Origin of the sequence: Winogradskyella undariae (assembly GCF_013285155.1) — a bacterium.
Lineage (GTDB): Bacteria > Bacteroidota > Bacteroidia > Flavobacteriales > Flavobacteriaceae > Winogradskyella > Winogradskyella undariae.
This window is the reverse complement of the sequence record NZ_JABTEL010000010.1, coordinates 15,968-34,161: the sequence shown is the minus strand read 5'-3', so window position 1 is coordinate 34,161 and position 18,194 is coordinate 15,968. Positions and strand designations below refer to the sequence as shown.

At 30.2% G+C, this 18,194-nt stretch carries 15 protein-coding genes and 1 other RNA gene; 7 read left to right on the top strand and 9 right to left on the bottom strand.

Annotated features, from left to right (window positions below):
- Positions 1 to 71: 71 nt before the first annotated feature.
- On the top strand, positions 72 to 449 hold the full coding sequence (gene ytxJ / locus HSX10_RS13555) for a bacillithiol system redox-active protein YtxJ (RefSeq protein ID WP_173588774.1): 378 nt from the start codon (positions 72 to 74) through the stop codon (positions 447 to 449).
- Between the two features lie 77 nt (positions 450 to 526).
- Here ytxJ and HSX10_RS13550 read toward each other — a convergent pair whose 3' ends face one another.
- Positions 527 to 1,702, bottom strand: a complete 1,176-nt coding sequence (locus HSX10_RS13550) for a hypothetical protein (RefSeq protein ID WP_217363276.1) — start codon at positions 1,700 to 1,702, stop codon at positions 527 to 529.
- A gap of 182 nt (positions 1,703 to 1,884) precedes the next feature.
- Between HSX10_RS13550 and HSX10_RS13545 the strand changes: the two genes are divergently transcribed.
- Positions 1,885 to 3,570 carry an RluA family pseudouridine synthase gene (locus HSX10_RS13545; RefSeq protein WP_173588773.1) on the top strand — a complete coding sequence of 562 codons (1,686 nt, stop codon included), beginning with the start codon at positions 1,885 to 1,887 and terminating at the stop codon, positions 3,568 to 3,570.
- A 368-nt stretch (positions 3,571 to 3,938) separates the two neighbouring features.
- On the opposite strand, the gene fahA is transcribed toward HSX10_RS13545, so the two are convergent.
- Positions 3,939 to 5,231, bottom strand: a complete 1,293-nt coding sequence (fahA, locus tag HSX10_RS13540) for a fumarylacetoacetase (protein ID WP_173588772.1) — start codon at positions 5,229 to 5,231, stop codon at positions 3,939 to 3,941.
- Positions 5,232 to 5,340: 109 nt separating this feature from the next.
- Between fahA and glyA the strand changes: the two genes are divergently transcribed.
- Entirely contained in the window at positions 5,341 to 6,615 is a 1,275-nt protein-coding gene (glyA, locus tag HSX10_RS13535; RefSeq protein WP_173588771.1) for a serine hydroxymethyltransferase, read from the top strand.
- A 181-nt stretch (positions 6,616 to 6,796) separates the two neighbouring features.
- Positions 6,797 to 8,437 carry an alpha-glucan family phosphorylase gene (glgP, locus tag HSX10_RS13530; RefSeq protein WP_173588770.1) on the top strand — a complete coding sequence of 547 codons (1,641 nt, stop codon included), beginning with the start codon at positions 6,797 to 6,799 and terminating at the stop codon, positions 8,435 to 8,437.
- A gap of 382 nt (positions 8,438 to 8,819) precedes the next feature.
- Here glgP and HSX10_RS13525 read toward each other — a convergent pair whose 3' ends face one another.
- The 6 genes from HSX10_RS13525 to HSX10_RS13500 all read right to left on the bottom strand — a co-directional run bounded on the left by HSX10_RS13525 (position 8,820) and on the right by HSX10_RS13500 (position 14,518).
- The gene (locus HSX10_RS13525; protein ID WP_173588769.1) at positions 8,820 to 9,449 is read right to left on the bottom strand and encodes a hypothetical protein; all 630 of its coding nucleotides are present in this window, start codon (positions 9,447 to 9,449) and stop codon (positions 8,820 to 8,822) included.
- A 146-nt stretch (positions 9,450 to 9,595) separates the two neighbouring features.
- Positions 9,596 to 10,534 carry an alpha/beta hydrolase gene (locus tag HSX10_RS13520; protein WP_173588768.1) on the bottom strand — a complete coding sequence of 313 codons (939 nt, stop codon included), beginning with the start codon at positions 10,532 to 10,534 and terminating at the stop codon, positions 9,596 to 9,598.
- Positions 10,535 to 10,537: 3 nt separating this feature from the next.
- Positions 10,538 to 12,133: a right-handed parallel beta-helix repeat-containing protein gene (locus tag HSX10_RS13515; protein ID WP_173588767.1), complete on the bottom strand. Its 1,596-nt coding sequence runs from the start codon at positions 12,131 to 12,133 to the stop codon at positions 10,538 to 10,540.
- Between the two features lie 104 nt (positions 12,134 to 12,237).
- The gene (locus tag HSX10_RS13510) at positions 12,238 to 13,008 is read right to left on the bottom strand and encodes a BamP family beta-assembly machinery protein (protein WP_173588766.1); all 771 of its coding nucleotides are present in this window, start codon (positions 13,006 to 13,008) and stop codon (positions 12,238 to 12,240) included.
- 84 nt (positions 13,009 to 13,092) lie between these two features.
- Positions 13,093 to 13,482, bottom strand: a complete 390-nt coding sequence (locus HSX10_RS13505; protein ID WP_173588765.1) for an acyl-CoA thioesterase — start codon at positions 13,480 to 13,482, stop codon at positions 13,093 to 13,095.
- A 7-nt stretch (positions 13,483 to 13,489) separates the two neighbouring features.
- Positions 13,490 to 14,518, bottom strand: coding sequence for a glutaminyl-peptide cyclotransferase (locus tag HSX10_RS13500; protein ID WP_173588764.1), 1,029 nt, complete (start codon positions 14,516 to 14,518; stop codon positions 13,490 to 13,492).
- A 100-nt stretch (positions 14,519 to 14,618) separates the two neighbouring features.
- On the opposite strand from HSX10_RS13500, the gene ffs reads away from it, so the two are divergent.
- From ffs to fsa, 3 genes are all read left to right on the top strand, one after another.
- Positions 14,619 to 14,717: signal recognition particle sRNA small type (gene ffs / locus HSX10_RS13495), an RNA gene on the top strand.
- Positions 14,718 to 14,863: 146 nt separating this feature from the next.
- Positions 14,864 to 15,667: an SDR family oxidoreductase gene (locus HSX10_RS13490; protein ID WP_173588763.1), complete on the top strand. Its 804-nt coding sequence runs from the start codon at positions 14,864 to 14,866 to the stop codon at positions 15,665 to 15,667.
- Between the two features lie 74 nt (positions 15,668 to 15,741).
- Positions 15,742 to 16,395, top strand: a complete 654-nt coding sequence (gene fsa / locus HSX10_RS13485; protein WP_173588762.1) for a fructose-6-phosphate aldolase — start codon at positions 15,742 to 15,744, stop codon at positions 16,393 to 16,395.
- 20 nt (positions 16,396 to 16,415) lie between these two features.
- On the opposite strand, the gene HSX10_RS13480 is transcribed toward fsa, so the two are convergent.
- A complete protein-coding gene (locus HSX10_RS13480; protein WP_173588761.1) occupies positions 16,416 to 17,876 on the bottom strand; it encodes a TlpA family protein disulfide reductase in 1,461 nt (486 codons plus the stop codon).
- Between the last annotated feature and the right edge of the window lie 318 nt (positions 17,877 to 18,194).

Here is an 18,194-nt window from a genome sequence, read left to right as displayed (position 1 = left end):
TAAGATTAATACTTTATTACGACTTATGTAATGATGTAGATCAGTTTAGAGGATAAATAAAAATTAAAATTATGTTTAAGAAATTATTCGGTTCGTCAGAACCTAAAGAAGAAAAAATATTGCCTTGGCAAGCGTTAACAGATATTTCTCAGTTAGATACCATTGCAGAGAAATCTAAATCAAAAACACAAGTTATTTTTAAACATTCTACGCGTTGTGGCATTAGTAGCATGGTGATGAAGCAATTTGTATCTGATTACAATTTAGATATAAATATTGATTTACATTATTTAGATTTGTTAAGTTACAGAAATGTTTCTGATGAGATTGGTTATAAATTTCAAGTAATGCATCAGTCTCCTCAGCTTATTATAATAAAGAATGGAGTCGTGGTATCACACACCTCTCATGGAGCTATAAATGAAGTAGATTTAGAACGTTATGCTTAACTAAATTTATAAAACACAAAATCCTCAAGAATAAATTATTCTTGAGGATTTTGTGTTTTACTGAGAAGATTTTTTACTCAAATAGAGTAGGAACCAATTATAGATTTTAATTTCAGCTTTAAATCTTCTCCTGTATCATAAACCATATCTTCATCAGAAGGAAAAGGCACCTGTCTTTGATTTAAAATAGTTCTATCATCTGCATTTAATGCGCGTCTATCACCTTGGTATCTTCCAAAGACATTTTCAAATATAAAACCACTATCAATGGGGAATGTATCAATAATTTTATTTTGCTTTAAATCCGTGTAAACAACATCTGCTAATACTTGTGTAGATTTTGTTTGTAAGACTTCTGTAAAACGTGCTTTTATATTTTTAATTTTATCAATTTTAATATCATTTCCTAGACTGTCTTTTTTAACATTTCCAGAATGATCTAATTGATATTCCCAACCATCAACAATTTCTCTTTGTCTTAATATTTGTCGCTCACTAATACGCTCTGGTGAAACATTGATTTGCTTCAACTGTAACTGCATACCATAATCGTAATCTAAATTTTTATCTAACGAAGCATGATAAGTGGTCCAAAATTGATCTAAACCATAAGTATCAAAATCCAACAATTCAGCCTCTAAACGTTGTGGAATTATTTGCTGTGTTTGGTTTTCTATAGATACATAAATAAAATCCATTCCCTTTTGGTGGGCTTCCGCAATTAGGCTTCTATTTTCTTCAAAATTAGGGTTTATAGTTTCTATATAATTAAAAATATTATGAGCTTCTCTAGCCTTATATTTATCATTAGAATCTAAAAGTGCTATCCCTTGGTCTATTAGATAATCTGAAGTTTTATAACGGTATTCAACAAGGAATTTGCTATAATCATTAAACTTAAAGTTTATAATTTCCCCATCAATCTCTAAAGGCATTACTCGTTTTATAGCTGTTTGCCTTGCTTCTAAATCTACATAAGTATTATAAATGGTTTTATATTGCTCAGGATTACCATCTCTTTTAAGAGACTTTATGGCGCGTAAATCTTCATCTAAAACCTTATAATAAGCCTCTTCAAGTAAGGCAATGTATTCTTGCTTTCTTTTTTTTTCCTTGTTGTTCTCTAATTTTTCGAGAGCATCATTTATAGCTACGTCATAATTACCAGTGCTAATAGCACTTTGAATTTGTTTTTTTGCACTACAAGATCCGAGTGCTAAAAAAAGTACTGATAAGAGTAAAAATTGTTTCATAATCTCGAGTTTTAAAAGGTTACTATTTTAGCAATTCCAATTATAATGCCAAAGTAAATAAAAATATATGAGTTCAATTGATTTTGAATGACGAAGAAATTATATTAAAAGGTATTCAATACAAACAGACGATTACTGGACATTTATATTTTCGTTTCTTTGCAAGTCAATAAAAGTAAGATATGTTTAAAACGGAAAATAGATATTTTCATCCATTAGAACTAAGTGATTCGGTTAAGCTACCAAAACAGTTTACGTTTCCGTTTTTATATGTACCACATTCAATTTGTATTGCTGCTGCAAATGAAGTTAAAGCTTATTTAAATACTCAAAAAGATTTTGAACATAACTTTGGTTTAGATACCACAAAAAAGGGTTTAGAAATAGGTAAAATGTTTGGTGTTATGATTGTTAAAAGCATTGAAGGACAAATTGGTTACATTGCTTCTTTTTCAGGTAAATTAGCTGAAAGCAATCATTTAAAAGGGTTTGTACCGCCAATATTTGATACTTTAAATCAACAGGGGTTTTATAAGGAAGGTGAAGCTTATTTGAATAAATTGACAGTTGAAATTGAAATATTAGAAGAAAATCCAGAATTAGAGCTAACCAAATTAAAGCTAGAACATAAGAAGCTTGATAATAGTCAGAAACTTGAAGATTTTAAGAAGAATGCTAAAGTTGAAAAAAAGCAAAGACAACAAAAAAGGGCAGAGGCAGAACAGCAATTAACGGATGCTGATAAACTTTTGTTTTTTGAAGACTTAAAACAACAAAGTATACAAAGTAATATTGATCTTAAATATTTAAAGTTAAAATGTGAAGCTGAGCTAGAATTGGCAGAACGTAAATTATCTGAATTAGTAGAACCGATTGAAACTTTAAAATTAGAACGTAAAACGTTATCAGCAAAACTTCAAAAACAAATTCATGAGCAGTATCAATTCTTGAATGCAAATAATGAGACTAGAGATTTAATTTCAATTTTTAATAGTACAGATTTAGGATATCCTCCAGTTGCAGCAGGAGAATGTGCAGCACCAAAATTATTTCAATTTGCATTTCAAAATAAATTAAAACCATTAGCAATGGCTGAATTTTGGTGGGGAACTTCTCCAAACATGGAAGTGCGTCGTCATGAGCAGTTTTATCCATCTTGCCGCAGTAGATGCGAACCTATTTTAGGGCATATGATGCAAGGTTTAGATGTTGAGCCTAATCCTATTGAAACGGCAGGTGTATTTAATGGTGAATTAGAAATTATTTATGAAGATAATTTTCTACTCGTTCTTAATAAACCACATGAGTTTTTGTCCGTGCCAGGAAAAACAATAATAGATTCTGTTTTAACACGAATGAAAAAATATCTACCAGATGCCACAGGTCCTTTATTATTGCATCGTTTAGATATGTCAACATCAGGATTATTATTAGTCGCTAAAAATGAAAGGACACATAAAAACCTTCAAAAGCAATTTATAAATCGCACCATAAAAAAACGATATGTTGCTTTATTAGATGGTGTTATTGAATCTAAAACAGGAATTATTGATTTGCCCCTTAGAGTAGATTTAAACAACAGACCAAGACAATTGGTTTGCTACGAACATGGTAAAAAAGCAATGACTAAATATGAAGTTATAGAGGTTAAAAACAATAAAACAAGAATCCATTTTTACCCTATATCAGGTAGAACTCATCAACTCCGTGTACACGCAGCACATTATAAAGGCTTAAATACACCAATTATTGGTGATGATTTATATGGAATGCCTTCAAATAGATTACATCTTCATGCAGAAACCTTAAGTTTTGAGCATCCAATAAAGAAGGAGTGGGTAAGTTTTACTTGTAAAGCGCCTTTTTAGTTTTCTTTTGTTTATAGTAGCAAAGTCTCTAAGTTTCACAGTAGCTAAGCAAGAAAATAAAGTGTATTCATCACAAAGAATTCAAAATCTAATTATAAAATAAAACCGCTCTGTGTATCTCTATGTAAACTCTAAGAAACTTCGTGAAATAATAATGGAGTATCGTTGAGTGTGTTTTAGCTTCAAAGTCTCAAAGAAATAAAACCGCTCTGAGTATCTCCGTGCCAACTCTAATAAACTCCGTGAAATAATTGAGAGTCAAAGTAGAAGGGCTTGATTTCTAATTAAACAAAAAAAAGACTAAAGTAATTAAACTTCAGCCTTCTTTATATTTTTAAAATTTATAGCTTAGCGCTTTAAGCTTTGTATTATTTCTTTTTCTTCGGATTAAAAATAGGTAACAACTGAGTTTTTACCATTCCAAAACCAATACGAGTACCATCATTTTCACAATGACCTCTCATAATTACAGTATCGTAATCGTTAATAAAATTACGTTCTGTACCATCTTTCATAGTAACAGGTTTAGTACCGTTCCAGCTAATTTCTAACATAGATCCGTAAGAATCTGGTGTAGAACCAGAAATTGTTCCGCTTCCCATAACATCACCAGAATTAACAGGGCAACCATTAACTGTATGATGTGCTAATTGCTGAGCCATGTTCCAATACATATACTTAAAATTAGAGTTACTTACAACAGTTTCTTTTGCTCCTTTTGGCTGAATAGCAACTTCTAAATTAATATCAAAACTCTTTTTTCCTTTTATTTTTAAATAATCCAAAGGTTTAGGATCTTGTTTTGGACTTTCAATTCTAAAAGGCTCTAACGCATCTAATGTTACAATCCAAGGTGACATTGAAGACGCAAAGCTTTTCCCTAAAAAGGGACCTAGTGGTGCAGATTCCCATTTCTGAAGATCTCTAGCAGACCAATCATTAAATAAAACCAATCCAAAGATGTATTCTTCTGTCTCTTCAATAGGAATTGGTTCTCCTAAATCATTAGCAGCAGTCGTAATAAAAGCCATTTCTAATTCAAAATCTACTAATTTTGAAGGTCCAAAAACAGGTTTATCAGCTCCTTCTGGTAAAGTTTGACCTTGAGGTCTATTTACAGGAATTCCTGAAGGAATAATAGAAGAACTACGGCCGTGATAACCAACAGGCATGTGTACCCAGTTTGTCATCAATGCATTTTCTGGATCTCTAAACATAGTACCAACATTTGTAGCATGATCCTTACTAGCGTAGAAATCTGTAAAATCACCAACTTGTATAGGTAGTTGCATTTCTATTTCATCTAAACGAAATAAAATAATCTCCTTATGAGGAATGTTATTTTTTAAGGTATCATTTTCGACATCAAAAATCTCTGCAATTCTATTTCTAACCAATCTCCATGTTTTTCTACCGTCTGCAATAAAATCATTTAGCGTATCTTGAAGAAAAATATCATCAGTAAGTGGTATGTCTTTAAAATAACCTAATTGATGTAAAGCACCGAGATCAATGGCAGTATCACCGATTCTAGACCCTATAGTAATAATATCATCTCTGGTTAAAAAGACACCAAAAGGAATGTTTTGAATTGGGAAATCTGAGTCTTTACCTACATGTAACCATGAGGCACGATCTGGATTGTTAGCAGATATTGGCATATATTATTGTTGATTAAATGTTCATTAAATTCATTCAAACCTACATAATTTTTGATATTTAAACTAATGTATTCACTATTTTTGTATCGATTTAACAAACACTTTATTTATGCAACGAGACGAACAAATATTTGAACTTATTCAAGCTGAAAAAGAACGCCAGATTGATGGTATAGAATTAATAGCTTCAGAGAACTTTGTGAGCAACCAAGTGATGGAAGCTGCAGGTTCTGTATTAACCAACAAATATGCTGAGGGTTATCCTGGTAAACGCTACTATGGTGGCTGTGAGGTTGTTGATGAAGTAGAAAATATTGCTATTGAGCGTGCTAAAACTTTATTTGGTGCTGCCTATGTTAACGTACAACCACACTCTGGTAGTCAAGCAAATACTGCGGTTTATCATGCATGTTTAAACCCTGGTGATACTATTTTAGGTTTTGATTTGTCTCATGGTGGACATTTAACACATGGTTCTTCTGTAAACTTTTCAGGTAAATTATACCGCCCTACATTTTATGGGGTAAAGAAAGATACAGGGTATATTGATTACGATATGTTAGCTGACCAAGCTAAAAAAGAAAAGCCAAAATTAATTATCGCTGGTGCTTCTGCTTATTCTCGTGATATTGATTTTGAGAAATTTAGAGAAGTTGCAGATAGTGTTGGTGCTGTTTTATTAGCAGATATTTCACATCCTGCAGGATTAATAGCTAAAGGTATTTTAAATGACCCAATGCCGCATTGTCATATTGTAACAACAACAACACATAAAACATTACGTGGACCAAGAGGTGGAATGATTATGATGGGGGAAAATATTGATAACCCTTTCGGAATTACTTTAAAGAATGGTAAACTTCGTAAAATGTCTAGTTTATTAGATTCTGGTGTTTTTCCAGGAAATCAAGGTGGACCATTAGAGCATATTATCGCTGCTAAAGCAATTGCTTTTGGTGAAGCGTTAACGGATGATTTTATGCATTATATGTTACAAGTAAAACATAATGCAAATGCAATGGCTAATGCTTTTGTAGCAAAAGATTACAATTTAATTTCAGGCGGAACTGATAACCACATGATGCTAATTGATCTTAGAAATAAAAATATTACAGGTAAAGATGCTGAGAATGCTTTAGTAAAAGCAGATATTACAGTAAACAAAAATATGGTTCCTTTTGATACAGAATCTCCTTTTGTAACTTCTGGTATTAGAATTGGTACTGCTGCTGTTACTACTAGAGGATTAAAAGAAAGTGACATGCCTTACGTTGTAGATTTAATAGACGAAGTAATTACTAACTATGACAACGATACTGTTTTAGAGGGTGTTGCTAAAAAAGTAAATGAATTAATGAGCGGACGCGAATTATTTAATGCTTAAATATCATTTTTATATATTTTAACTTGACTAATATAGTCTGGTTTAAAACTAAAAGCCTTTCAATTTATTTTGAAAGGCTTTTTATTTTCTAGCTGCATCATATTGAAATTTAGCATACTGACATATATCATATAAGCTAATGCAACTTTATTTGTAAATTTATGACACAAAATAGAATACAATGGAAAACGAATATGATAAATGGTATCATCCTTATAAACCAGCAATAGAATACAATAAGAAAGTCGCTTATTTTAGTATGGAATTTGGTATCGATCAATCTTTCAATATTTACTCTGGCGGACTTGGTTTTTTAGCAGGCTCACATATGCGTTCTGGCTTAGAACTTAAACAAAATATGATTGGTATTGGGATACTTTGGAAATATGGCTACTACGATCAAGCAAGAAATGATGATCAAACTTTGAAAACTGAATTTAACGAAAAGCATTTTGATTTTCTTGAAGATACAGGTATTGAAGTCGAGGTAAAGCTTCATGATAATCCACATGTAAAAGTTAGAGCTTATGTTTTAAAACCTGAAGTTTTTGGAACCGTACCAATGTACTTTTTAACTACTGATGTTGAAGAAAACGACTATTTATCAAAAACGATCACCAATTATTTATATGATAATAATGAAGTTACTCGTGTTTCTCAAAGTATTATTTTAGGTATAGGAGGTGCAAAAGTGGTAGAAGCTTTAGGTGGCGCAAATACATACCATCTAAATGAAGGGCATGCTTTACCTGCTTTTTATTATTTAAGAGATCAGGGGGTGAAAAAAAATCAGATGGTTTTTACAACGCATACACCAGAACGCGCTGGTAATGAAGAACGAGAAGCGAGACATTTGAATAGATGTGGATTTTTTGGTAGATCACTTTCTGAAGAAGAATTACAAAAAGAAACAGTTAATGGTGGTATGTTAAATTATACCATTTCTGCATTACGAATGGCAAAAAAAGCAAATGGAGTATCTAAACTACATGCAATCGTGGCAAATGACATGTGGAAAGAGTATGAAGGCGTTAGTGAAATTATACCGATAACAAATGCACAAAATCAGAAGTTTTGGCAAGATGAAGAAATCAAGAAATCATGGTTAGCCAAAGACGATAAAACATATAAGACTAGAAAAATAGAATTAAAAAAAGAGTTATTTGAAGAAGTTTATAAACAAACAGGAAAAAGATTTGATCCTAATGTATTAACCTTTGTTTGGGCAAGACGTTTTGCAGGCTATAAAAGAGCAGACTTATTATTACACGATTTAGAACGTTTTGAAAAATTAATTTCTAACGAAAAATATCCAGTTCAAATTATTTGGGCAGGTAAGCCTTATCCTTATGATTTTTATGCAATTGATACATTTAATCACCTTGTAAATCACTCAAAAGGCAATAGTAATTTAGCTGTATTAATAGGTTATGAAATAGACTTATCTAAAAAATTAAAATGTGGATCTGATGTTTGGTTAAATACACCAAGAATTACTCGTGAAGCTTCTGGTACTAGTGGAATGACTGCAGCTATGAATGGTTCTGTAAACATGTCTACTAATGATGGTTGGATTCCTGAATTTGAAATAGATGGAGAAAATAGTTTTGTCTTACCAGAATTAGATCAGTATTTACCAGCTTGGGATCAAGATAATGTTGATGCCGGTAATTTGTACGAAATATTAGAAAATAAGGTAATTCCAATTTATTATAATAAGCCTAAAAAATGGCAAGATATTGTTTTCAAAGCTATGGATGGCGTTATTCCTGAATTTACAACGACTAGAATGGCAGATGATTATTATAAAAAATTGTTTTAAATAAACCTAAACTTATCAGGTATTTGACTGAGAATAGTCGAAGTCAAAACCTGTTATATATTAATATAGAAAGCCTTTCAATTTAGTTTGAAAGGCTTTTTAGTATAGATTTTATTTGGGTCGAGATAATTTTCTAAAAGTTTGCAAAGAAAAAATAAGACGTTGAAATTTGAATAGTTGTTTAATTGAAATTTTTAAACAAGTCTTTGATATAATCCCAAAGTGATTCAACGTTTATAAAAAGTGTTTGCGACTTTTATGAGTTCGACTCCTCTATAGTCGTAATTATTAGCGGTAAATTTTGTTACAAACGTTCGATACCTATGGCATCTTAAAGCTTTTTAGTATGGTTTTAAAATTTTAGATATAATACTAAATGTGACTATAGTTTAACAAATAAGTCATTTAAAGACTTAAAATCTCGTATTTTATAATTTGTTCCTTCTCTATCATTCAAATAATTTATAAGATCTTTTTTTGGACCTGAAGTCCAGAAGTTCCAGGTATCCGTTATAATGTTATTTTCTTTAACAAAAACTTTCCCAACTAAGGAATTATTTTGCGGACTATCAGAAGAGTCATAAATACTGATTTTAGAATTTTTTTGATAAACTAATCGGTATAGTTTCTCATCCTTATTTAAATTTATAAATTTGGTTTCTACTGTTATTTCATTTTCATGATTGATAATTTCAACTTCTTTTATCATTTCATTATCTATGAGTTTATACGCATAGTTTTCATTAAGAACAGTAATCATTTTATTATCGAAATGGTGATTTACACTTATTCTCCCTGTCAAAATAGTAGAATCTTTTAGGATAATTTTACCATCATAAAGAGGTCTGTCAATATTTAGAGTTTGTGAACATTCACAATTAGAACTATTGTTTATACTATTTAATAATTGCAGACTTGCATTAATAAGTTCTAAATTTTGAGCTTTTATATTATGGGAGTAAACTATTAAAAGAAATATTAATAAAAAGGAGTGTATTTTTTTTGAGATCATGACTTTTAAGATTTAAGTGTTTACTCATTAAAATTCATCAATAATTATTCCAAAGCTAATTTTTTAATCTAAAAATTAATAGCTTTTAGAGCTTCAGTTATAGGTTATATAAAACAATGGGAATATAAGTCTGAATAAAATTATATTTAGATGGAAGAGCTTTTGTTTTCATTCATAAAAGCTAGTACACGTTTAAAATACGCATCTCCACCCACTTTCCAAACATTAGAATGATTGGCAGAATCTACCTCAATAAACTGTTTTTTATCACTTGGAATTCTTGAAAAATTAGCTCTCCCGTATTTTATATTTATACGTTCATCTTTATTTCCATGAACGATTAAGATCGGCTGATTTACATGTTCACAATATGCAATGGGCTTGGCATCATTGGAATCAAACTCTGCAATTTGTCCAGTTCTGTTAACTAGATAATTAGAAAATGGAACATAACTAAAACCTGCATGAAGGTCAAAATAATCGTTAACTATAGTTCTAAAATCTGAAAATGCACTTTCAATAATACCAAACTTAATTCTTTCGTCGTAACCCATGGCTTGCAAACCAATTGCTCCACCTAGGGATTGTCCCCAAACTCCAAAATGATTCAGATTTTCATGTTTGGATAAATAATTAATAAGAGTTTTAACATCTTTTTTCTCATTGACACCAAAGGAACAAAAACTACCTTCACTTTTACCATGAGCTCTAGAATCTAATGCTACCGAATTGAACCCCTTTTCTGCTAAAAACTTGCTTAATTCTTTAAAGTGATCTTTATTAGAGCGAATGCCATGTAATAGAATTATGGTTGCTTTTGCTGAATCTAAACTAGAGTAGGTTAATCGTGCTGATAATTTGAGACTATCAAACGAATTAAAATAAAATTCTTTTTGGTTTAATTTTGACGCATTAGTTGAAGATACATCAAAGCCAACATTTTTGTTCCGTTTTATTAAGCTAACAACAGGATTTCTCATTTCAGAGATAAGTCGAGGTACAAAAAAATGTATAATTAAGAATCCAAGAATTATTAAAACTATAGAACTCCATTTTATGATTTTTATATTTTTCTCATTTAACATTACTTAATCTTCAAAAGAAGTATTATTATAAGCCCCTGCATCAATAGAACCTGTTCTAGGATCTCCAAGAATATCATTTGTTACTAAGAAACTAGAACTACCAATTCCTATAGCTCCAGATTCAGCACCGATTCTCATCTTATTTTCAAAAGCATCTTCAAAATCTGGATTTTCATTAAATACATTATCGACATAAAATGTAGTGTCTTCAAAATCATAATTTCCAATGCCTTCTAGATTATTGTTGTCAAACCTTAATAAGCAATTTGAAAATTTATAATTAAAAACATCACCTTCATTTTCTAATAAAAATTCAGGATTATCATTTCCGTAAATAATACAGTTGTTAAAGTTAGCTTCCGTTAAATCATTAACGAAAACAATATTATTTTCATCTACAATATAATCGTTTAAGAGTAGGGCAGGGTACTCTCTAAAACTACTATTCCAGTAATTCGCAATTGTACAATGTGTAAAATTATATTTTCCTCCGTAGGTACCAGCAAAAGAAGACTGTCCTGAATTATTTATAACAAGATTTTCTGCTTTAATAGACGTTGCTCTACCTAAAATACCAAAACTACTTGTATTGTAAATTTGAGAATTTGTGATCGTTAATTTATCATTTGTTGCATTTGGATCTCCTTCAGATAGAACTCCAATAGTTGCATTTTTTATAGTCGCATAATTAATGATGTTATTTTCACTTCCACTATATAACCAAATGGTTCCCCATTGCCCAGGGACATCTTCGTATAAAGGTTCTAAACGGTCACCTTCTAAAATAACTTGGTTTTCTAAAGCTTCTTGATCAGAACTCAATGCTCCATTAATATTAAGTGTAGCATTATCGGTTACTATAATACCTGAATCTGCATGAAAGTGAACTCGTGCACCAGCTTCCATTGTTAAGGTTTTACCTGAACCAACACCTGCATAACCATAAATAACATAAGGTTTTTGGTTGGTAAATGTAAGTTCTTCATCTGTAAGAAAACGGCCTTGAAGCGTAGTTTCATCTTGTGTACCATCTCCATCAACATCAAAAGTTAGAGTTTCAGTAATGTAATTGTCTTCAATATCATCATCAATCTCATTTCTACTCGGATATATAAAAACGGCATCTTTAACTAAAGTAATAACGTCTATATCTTGTTGGTTACTCCCAGAATCAAATAAAATTCTATCGGTATATAAAAATTGATTTTCTAAGATTCCTAAATCTGGAGAGGCAATATCTATTGTTGTTTCAATAAAAATGAACAAACTATCATTGGCTAATAATTCTACATTTTCGAAGAATTTACCAACTTGATCATCATTTTCCACTCCTGTAGAACCGTCAATATTCATTCGGTAAAGAGAACTTTCACCGTTTTCTAATTGTATTGTTGGGATTACAATATCATCATCACTACGATTATACACTTTTAGATTATAAGTGCTAGAACCAATGGTTGAGAAAACCGTATCTAAATAAATGGTGTCTTTAGCAAATTCTAATTGTCCTATGCTTGGTGAAAATTCAAAATCGTTACGACAAGAACTCCAAAATAATAAGATTCCAAAACAAAGTAAAAAGGATAGCAATCGCTTCATAAATGATAAATATAATTAAGCCTTAAAAATATAACTTTTGAAGTTAGGATTTATTATAGTTAACGATAAATTACGTTATACTTTTCATTACTAAGAAAGAGCAATTAATCTTTCTGTAAGGTTTCTTCTCCGTATTCTTCTAATAAAATTAAGAATAACTGGCTACTTACTACTAGCTCTTCTAACAATTGCATTTTATTTTCGTCTTTAAGTAATGCTAGACTGAGTTGTTTTGCTGCACAAAACTCTAAAAAAAGATTTTTATGTGTTTCAGGAATTTTTAGGTCTTTGGTTAATAATTGACTGTTAAAAAAAGGACTAGTTTCAATAAGTTTAGTGAAGTTTTTATAAGTTATTGTTTTCTCTTCTTCTTCAACCTTTTTAGGCTTTTTAGATTTTAATAAATCATAAAGCTTTCGAGATAAATAAACAAAGTCCACACCTTGATTGTTTCCTAATGGTGCATATTTTTGTGGATTATTTTTTATATCATTTTGTATAATATTTTGAAGTTCTAAATTATAGGTTTCTTCAACAAATATAGGCTGCTCAACTTCTGCTTTTACTTCAACTTCATCAAGCTCCGTTAGTATTTCTTTAAGTTCAAATACCGAAGTACTTTTAAGATGAAAATCTTTTAATACTACTGTTTTTTTATGATAGAATAAAGATTCAAAAGAGATGCTATCATTTACTTTCGCTTCAATAGTAAAGTCACCTTCATTATTAGTTAAAGTGACTCTCTTCTGAGTTTTATTAAAGACTTTTATGTTTTTTAGGACACTTTTGGTATCGTACACTTTTCCGTTTAAAGTTTGAGAGAAATGTAAAAAGGGAATAAAGAAAAGAAAGCTAGCAATAGTAATTTTACGCATAGTCAAGGTTGATTGATGCGTTAAAGAAAAGGTTTTAATATTTAAAGTATAAAGGTGTTAAAAAAACTTTAACCTAAATAAATGTTAATTAAAAAGCGCAGCTATTTCGGGTGTTATACGAGCAGGTCTAGATGTTTTAGAATCTATTAAGCACCATTTAGCTTTAGACTTTACTATTATTTTTTTGGTTGTAGCATTTATAATGTCTACATGTCTTACAGAAGCGACACCTTCTGCAGAAGGTACATAAGTTTTTAAAATTAACTTGTCGCCAAGTAAAGCTTGGTTTTTATATTCTATAAAATGGTTAACTAAAAACCAAGCATATTTTTTTGTGATTTCTGAAGTATCAAAAGAAGCCCAATGATCTTTTGCGATATCTTGAACCCATTGCACATAACGTACATTATTAACATGGTTAAGATCGTCTATATCATCTTCGCAAACAGTAATTGTTTTTTCAAATACTTGCATGATGTTGTTATTGCTTTTTAATTTTAACTTCAAAAATCTTATCCCAATTTTTTCCTGTTACAAATATAGTTTCACGTTCTGGGTGGTAAGCTATTCCATTTAAAACATCTAACTGAGGGTGTTGTGTTACTAATTTTCTTAAAGGAGTAAAGTCTATCACGCCTTCAACACCTCCTGTTTTTGGATTTATAATGGCAACTCCATTTTTTTGATAAATATTAGCAAAAATTTTACCGTTAATCCATTCCATTTCATTCAAATTAGGAATTTTACCCTTTTCAGTATAAACTTCAATATGACTTTTTTCATTTAAATTTTCAGGGTTTAAAAGATATATTTTTTCTGTTCCATCAGATTTATAAAGTGTTTCTCCATCATTACAAATTCCCCAACCTTCTTTACTTGTTCCGTAATTAAAAGTAGTAAGCTTTTCAAAAGTATTCACATCATATACAAAGCCTCTTTTAGCTTGCCATGTTAATTGATAAATCTTATCATTCAATATTGTTAGCCCTTCACCAAAATAAGCATCATCTAAATTGATATTTTTTAAAACCTCACCAGTTTCAAAATTCACTTTTCTAAGTTTAGATTCTGTTCTTTGCCCTGTGCTTTCGTATAATTCACCATTATAAAACTCTAATCCTTGAGTATAAGATGTAATATCGTGAGGGTAGGTGTTAATGACTTCATACTTATAATAAGAAGGTTTTTCGTTATTATAAATTTGAATGGTTTTAGAAAGTGTTTCCGTTTTATCACCAACCGTTACTTTAGCGGTAATTGTTTTTTGACCTAAAGTTATATGATCTAAAACACTTTGCTTTTCAATAGCCTTACCATTTAACTCATAACTAACATTTGTGATCTCTTGTTGCTGCGGATTATTGATAGAAAGGGTTAATTTGTCTCCCAACATTAAAGATTTAGCCTCTATATTTATAGATAAACTAGATTTTTTTGAACCATTTGTATCTCCACAATTTGTAAGAAGTAAACTTAAGGCTGTAAGAATGAAATATTTATAAATTTTCATGAGGTCTATTAGAATTTTTAGCAAGTTATTAAATTAAATTCAGTTTAAAAATCTTTAAATAAATGATTGTAAAACTAATTAAAGTTTATATCTTTGCACCCGGCAAGTCCTACACAACTAGCTCCTGTTGAATCCTCCAGGGCGGGAACGCAGCAAAGGTAAATGGTTGTAGCAGTGTGATGTAGGTAGCTTGCCTTTTTTTGTACCCAAAACTCAAATCTTGAAAGCCTCGGCGAATCGAGATTTTTTTAGTTTATAGACCTTCTAATTAAAGGTTTAGGGTTTTATAAAATATTCTACCAATTTCAGAATTTGTATTTTCGAAATTATAATTAATAATATAGTATGTCTAAAGTTGTATTAATAACAGGTGGTTCTTCTGGAATAGGGAAATCTGTTGGCGAATTTCTTCAAGAAAAAGGATTTAAAGTTTACGGTACCAGTAGAAGTCCTAATAATTATCCAAATAGTAAATTTCCTATTGTAGCTTTAGATGTTACAAAACTTGAAACCATCTCTGCATGTGTTGCTGAAGTTTTAAAGGTCGAATCTAAAATAGATATCCTTATCAATAACGCTGGTGCAGGAATTACGGGACCGATTGAAGAAATCCCTGATGCAGAAATAAAGCGAAATTTTGAAACTAACCTTTTTGGACCTATCAACGTAACAAAGGCCGTTTTGCCTAGTATGCGAAAACAAAACTCAGGTCTTGTAATTAATGTTACTTCTATTGCTGGTTATATGGGTTTACCTTATAGAGGTGTTTATAGTGCGAGTAAAGGAGCTTTAGAGTTAATAACCGAAGCTTTTAGAATGGAGCTAAAAGCATTTAATATTAATATGGCTAATGTTGCACCTGGAGACTTTGCAACTAATATTGCTGCGGGTCGTTATCATGCACCAGCGTTAGAAGATTCTCCTTATAAAGATACGTACGGAAAAACATTAAGTCTAATGGATGAACACGTAGATAGTGGTGGAGATCCTAAAGAAATGGCAGAAGCTATCTATAAAATTATTGAAGCTAAAAACCCAAAGATTCATTACAAAGTAGGTGCTTTTCTTCAGAAATTCTCTATTGTTTTAAAACGAATTCTTCCAGATTCAGTATACGAAAAGATGTTAATGAATCATTATAAATTATAATTGGTACATTGTATTGCTAAGCTTAAAGTTGTAAATTCGTCGCGACTTATACACAACAACTAAAAATAAATTTTATGAAATTTTTTATTGATACTGCAAATTTAGAGCAGATTAAAGATGCTCAAGATATGGGTATATTAGATGGTGTTACAACTAACCCATCATTAATGGCTAAAGAAGGTATTACAGGAACAGATAATATAATGAAACATTATGTTGAAATCTGTAACATTGTAGAAGGTGATGTTTCTGCAGAAGTTATCTCTACAGATTTTGAAGGTATGGTAAGAGAAGGTGAGGCCTTAGCTGAATTACACGATCAGATTGTAGTTAAATTACCAATGATTAAAGATGGTATTAAAGCTTGTAAATATTTTTCAGACAGAGGAATTAAAACGAATGTAACTTTAGTATTTTCTGCAGGTCAAGCATTATTAGCAGCTAAAGCAGGTGCAACTTATGTTTCTCCTTTTATTGGTCGTTTAGATGATATTTCTACAGATGGTTTAAATCTTATTGCTGAAATAAGACATATCTACGATAATTATTCTTTTGAAACTCAAATATTAGCAGCATCTGTACGTCATACAATGCATGTTATAGATTGTGCTAAATTGGGTGCTGATGTAATGACAGGTCCTTTAAGTTCTATTACAGGTTTATTAAGACACCCATTAACAGATAGTGGTTTAGAAAAATTCTTAGCAGATTATAAGAAAGGAAATTAAATCAATTTCAACAAAATATATTAAAGAGCATCTTGTGTAACAATAAGATGCTTTTTTTGTAATAAATCATCAAGTGTTGATTGAAAGTTTGAATTAAAAATACTAGCGTTAGAGTGTAAAATCATACCGTTTTCATCAACAATAATACATTTATTCAAATAGTTAACAGCTAATGTTTTCCTTGCTTGATTAGAATTCTTAAACTTGAACTCATTAATGGTAGGGAAGTCATAATTTTCAATAATATTCTTCCAAAACTTATCATTATTGTCATTCACGTTAATTGAGATAAAATCCATTTGTGGAAAATTCGATTTTAACTTATCTACCATATAATGACTATTTCTATACTGAGATTTAGAGTTAGAGGACCAAAAATAGATAATCGTTGGTTTGGTAATAATTGAATTTATAAAGTGTTCCGTATCGTTATAATTAACAATAGAAATATTTGGTAGTGGATTACCTTGGCGTAATAATTTTAAAGAAGACACCAAGTCATTCATATATAATTTATCTTCCTCGTTGGTGCTTTTAGTTAAATAATGCTCAAGCAATTCATTGGCTTCAGCTTCAGTATGATTATAACTTATATATTCTCTTGCTTTATATTTTAATAGATTATTTTTAATAATAGGATCTGAAACAATGCTATCAATTAAATCTAATTTATATTTATTATAGTCCATAGCATGCCTATCAAATTTACTGTGGTAGGGATGATTTTCATAAAATTTATGAATTGCTAAATTATCTATATTAGAAAATAAGAAACGATTGTAGGCAAAGAAACGACTTAAGTAAGTCGCATTATAATCGATATTTTTTCTGTGGCTAAAAAAATCTTCTGGAAGATCTTTAATATGAATAAGCTTGTTATTTCCAAAATATGCAAAAGGATAAATCTCTTTATCAGCATAAGAATTATAATTAATGTTTGCTTCAACAATAGATTTAAAGAATTCTGATTCTTCGTTTTTTACTAAAAATTTATTAAAGTCATCAAGCTGTTTTTGTCTTCGCTTTTCAACAAAAGCTTTAAAAGCTTCAGGTTCCATTTTAGAATAGCGAACTAATTTTTTAGCTTCTTTTTCACCTAATAAATAAGTTTTAAGTAAATAATTATTTTTTTTAGCGCCATGCCCTGTAAATACTAAAGACTCATCAAAGTCAAACGTATTTAAACGAAACATAATACTATCGTTAGGTTCTAATAAAAACATCTGGTATTCTCCACCATGTGTAATGGAATGTAAGCCAGAATGAAGATTATCTACCTTAAATATAAATCTGTTGTTTTTATCTAAACTAATAGAATCTATAATTTTACCACTCGTATTAAAAAGAACTACACTGTTATTTTTTGGATTAATAATTTCACCACCTATGTAAGCATAGTCACCGGTCTTTTCGCCTTTAAATTGACAACTAAAAGCAGAAGACATAATGATTATAGCAAAGACTATACGTAGGTTTAGCATAAGATATTAATATATAATGATATGACACAAAAATAGAAGAAGCTTATCTTAACTGTTGTTAATACCTCGTTAAAACTTAGCATTACACCTTTTAATTAGAATAAAAATAGATAGAAGATTATCTTGATAAAATCTATTTATTTGTAAATTAACACATTAAAAATATTGTTCAAAGCTATTTTATGGTTTAAATTAATCTCAGTTAAACAAAAAAGTACTAAAACATAAGGTTTTTAGTGTTTTTAATATTCATAATGAAGTAATCTAATAGATTCTGCTTTTAATTTTCTACTTTTGCAATCTCAAAAAATTCGCCTT

Coding starts and splice junctions, on each gene's coding strand:
- ytxJ (WP_173588774.1), top strand. CDS start 72: ATGTTTAAGAAATTATTCGGTTCGTCAGAACCTAAAGAAGAAAAAATA.
- HSX10_RS13550 (WP_217363276.1), bottom strand. CDS start 1,702: ATGAAACAATTTTTACTCTTATCAGTACTTTTTTTAGCACTCGGATCT.
- HSX10_RS13545 (WP_173588773.1), top strand. CDS start 1,885: ATGTTTAAAACGGAAAATAGATATTTTCATCCATTAGAACTAAGTGAT.
- fahA (WP_173588772.1), bottom strand. CDS start 5,231: ATGCCAATATCTGCTAACAATCCAGATCGTGCCTCATGGTTACATGTA.
- glyA (WP_173588771.1), top strand. CDS start 5,341: ATGCAACGAGACGAACAAATATTTGAACTTATTCAAGCTGAAAAAGAA.
- glgP (WP_173588770.1), top strand. CDS start 6,797: ATGGAAAACGAATATGATAAATGGTATCATCCTTATAAACCAGCAATA.
- HSX10_RS13525 (WP_173588769.1), bottom strand. CDS start 9,449: ATGATCTCAAAAAAAATACACTCCTTTTTATTAATATTTCTTTTAATA.
- HSX10_RS13520 (WP_173588768.1), bottom strand. CDS start 10,534: ATGTTAAATGAGAAAAATATAAAAATCATAAAATGGAGTTCTATAGTT.
- HSX10_RS13515 (WP_173588767.1), bottom strand. CDS start 12,133: ATGAAGCGATTGCTATCCTTTTTACTTTGTTTTGGAATCTTATTATTT.
- HSX10_RS13510 (WP_173588766.1), bottom strand. CDS start 13,008: ATGCGTAAAATTACTATTGCTAGCTTTCTTTTCTTTATTCCCTTTTTA.
- HSX10_RS13505 (WP_173588765.1), bottom strand. CDS start 13,482: ATGCAAGTATTTGAAAAAACAATTACTGTTTGCGAAGATGATATAGAC.
- HSX10_RS13500 (WP_173588764.1), bottom strand. CDS start 14,518: ATGAAAATTTATAAATATTTCATTCTTACAGCCTTAAGTTTACTTCTT.
- HSX10_RS13490 (WP_173588763.1), top strand. CDS start 14,864: ATGTCTAAAGTTGTATTAATAACAGGTGGTTCTTCTGGAATAGGGAAA.
- fsa (WP_173588762.1), top strand. CDS start 15,742: ATGAAATTTTTTATTGATACTGCAAATTTAGAGCAGATTAAAGATGCT.
- HSX10_RS13480 (WP_173588761.1), bottom strand. CDS start 17,876: ATGCTAAACCTACGTATAGTCTTTGCTATAATCATTATGTCTTCTGCT.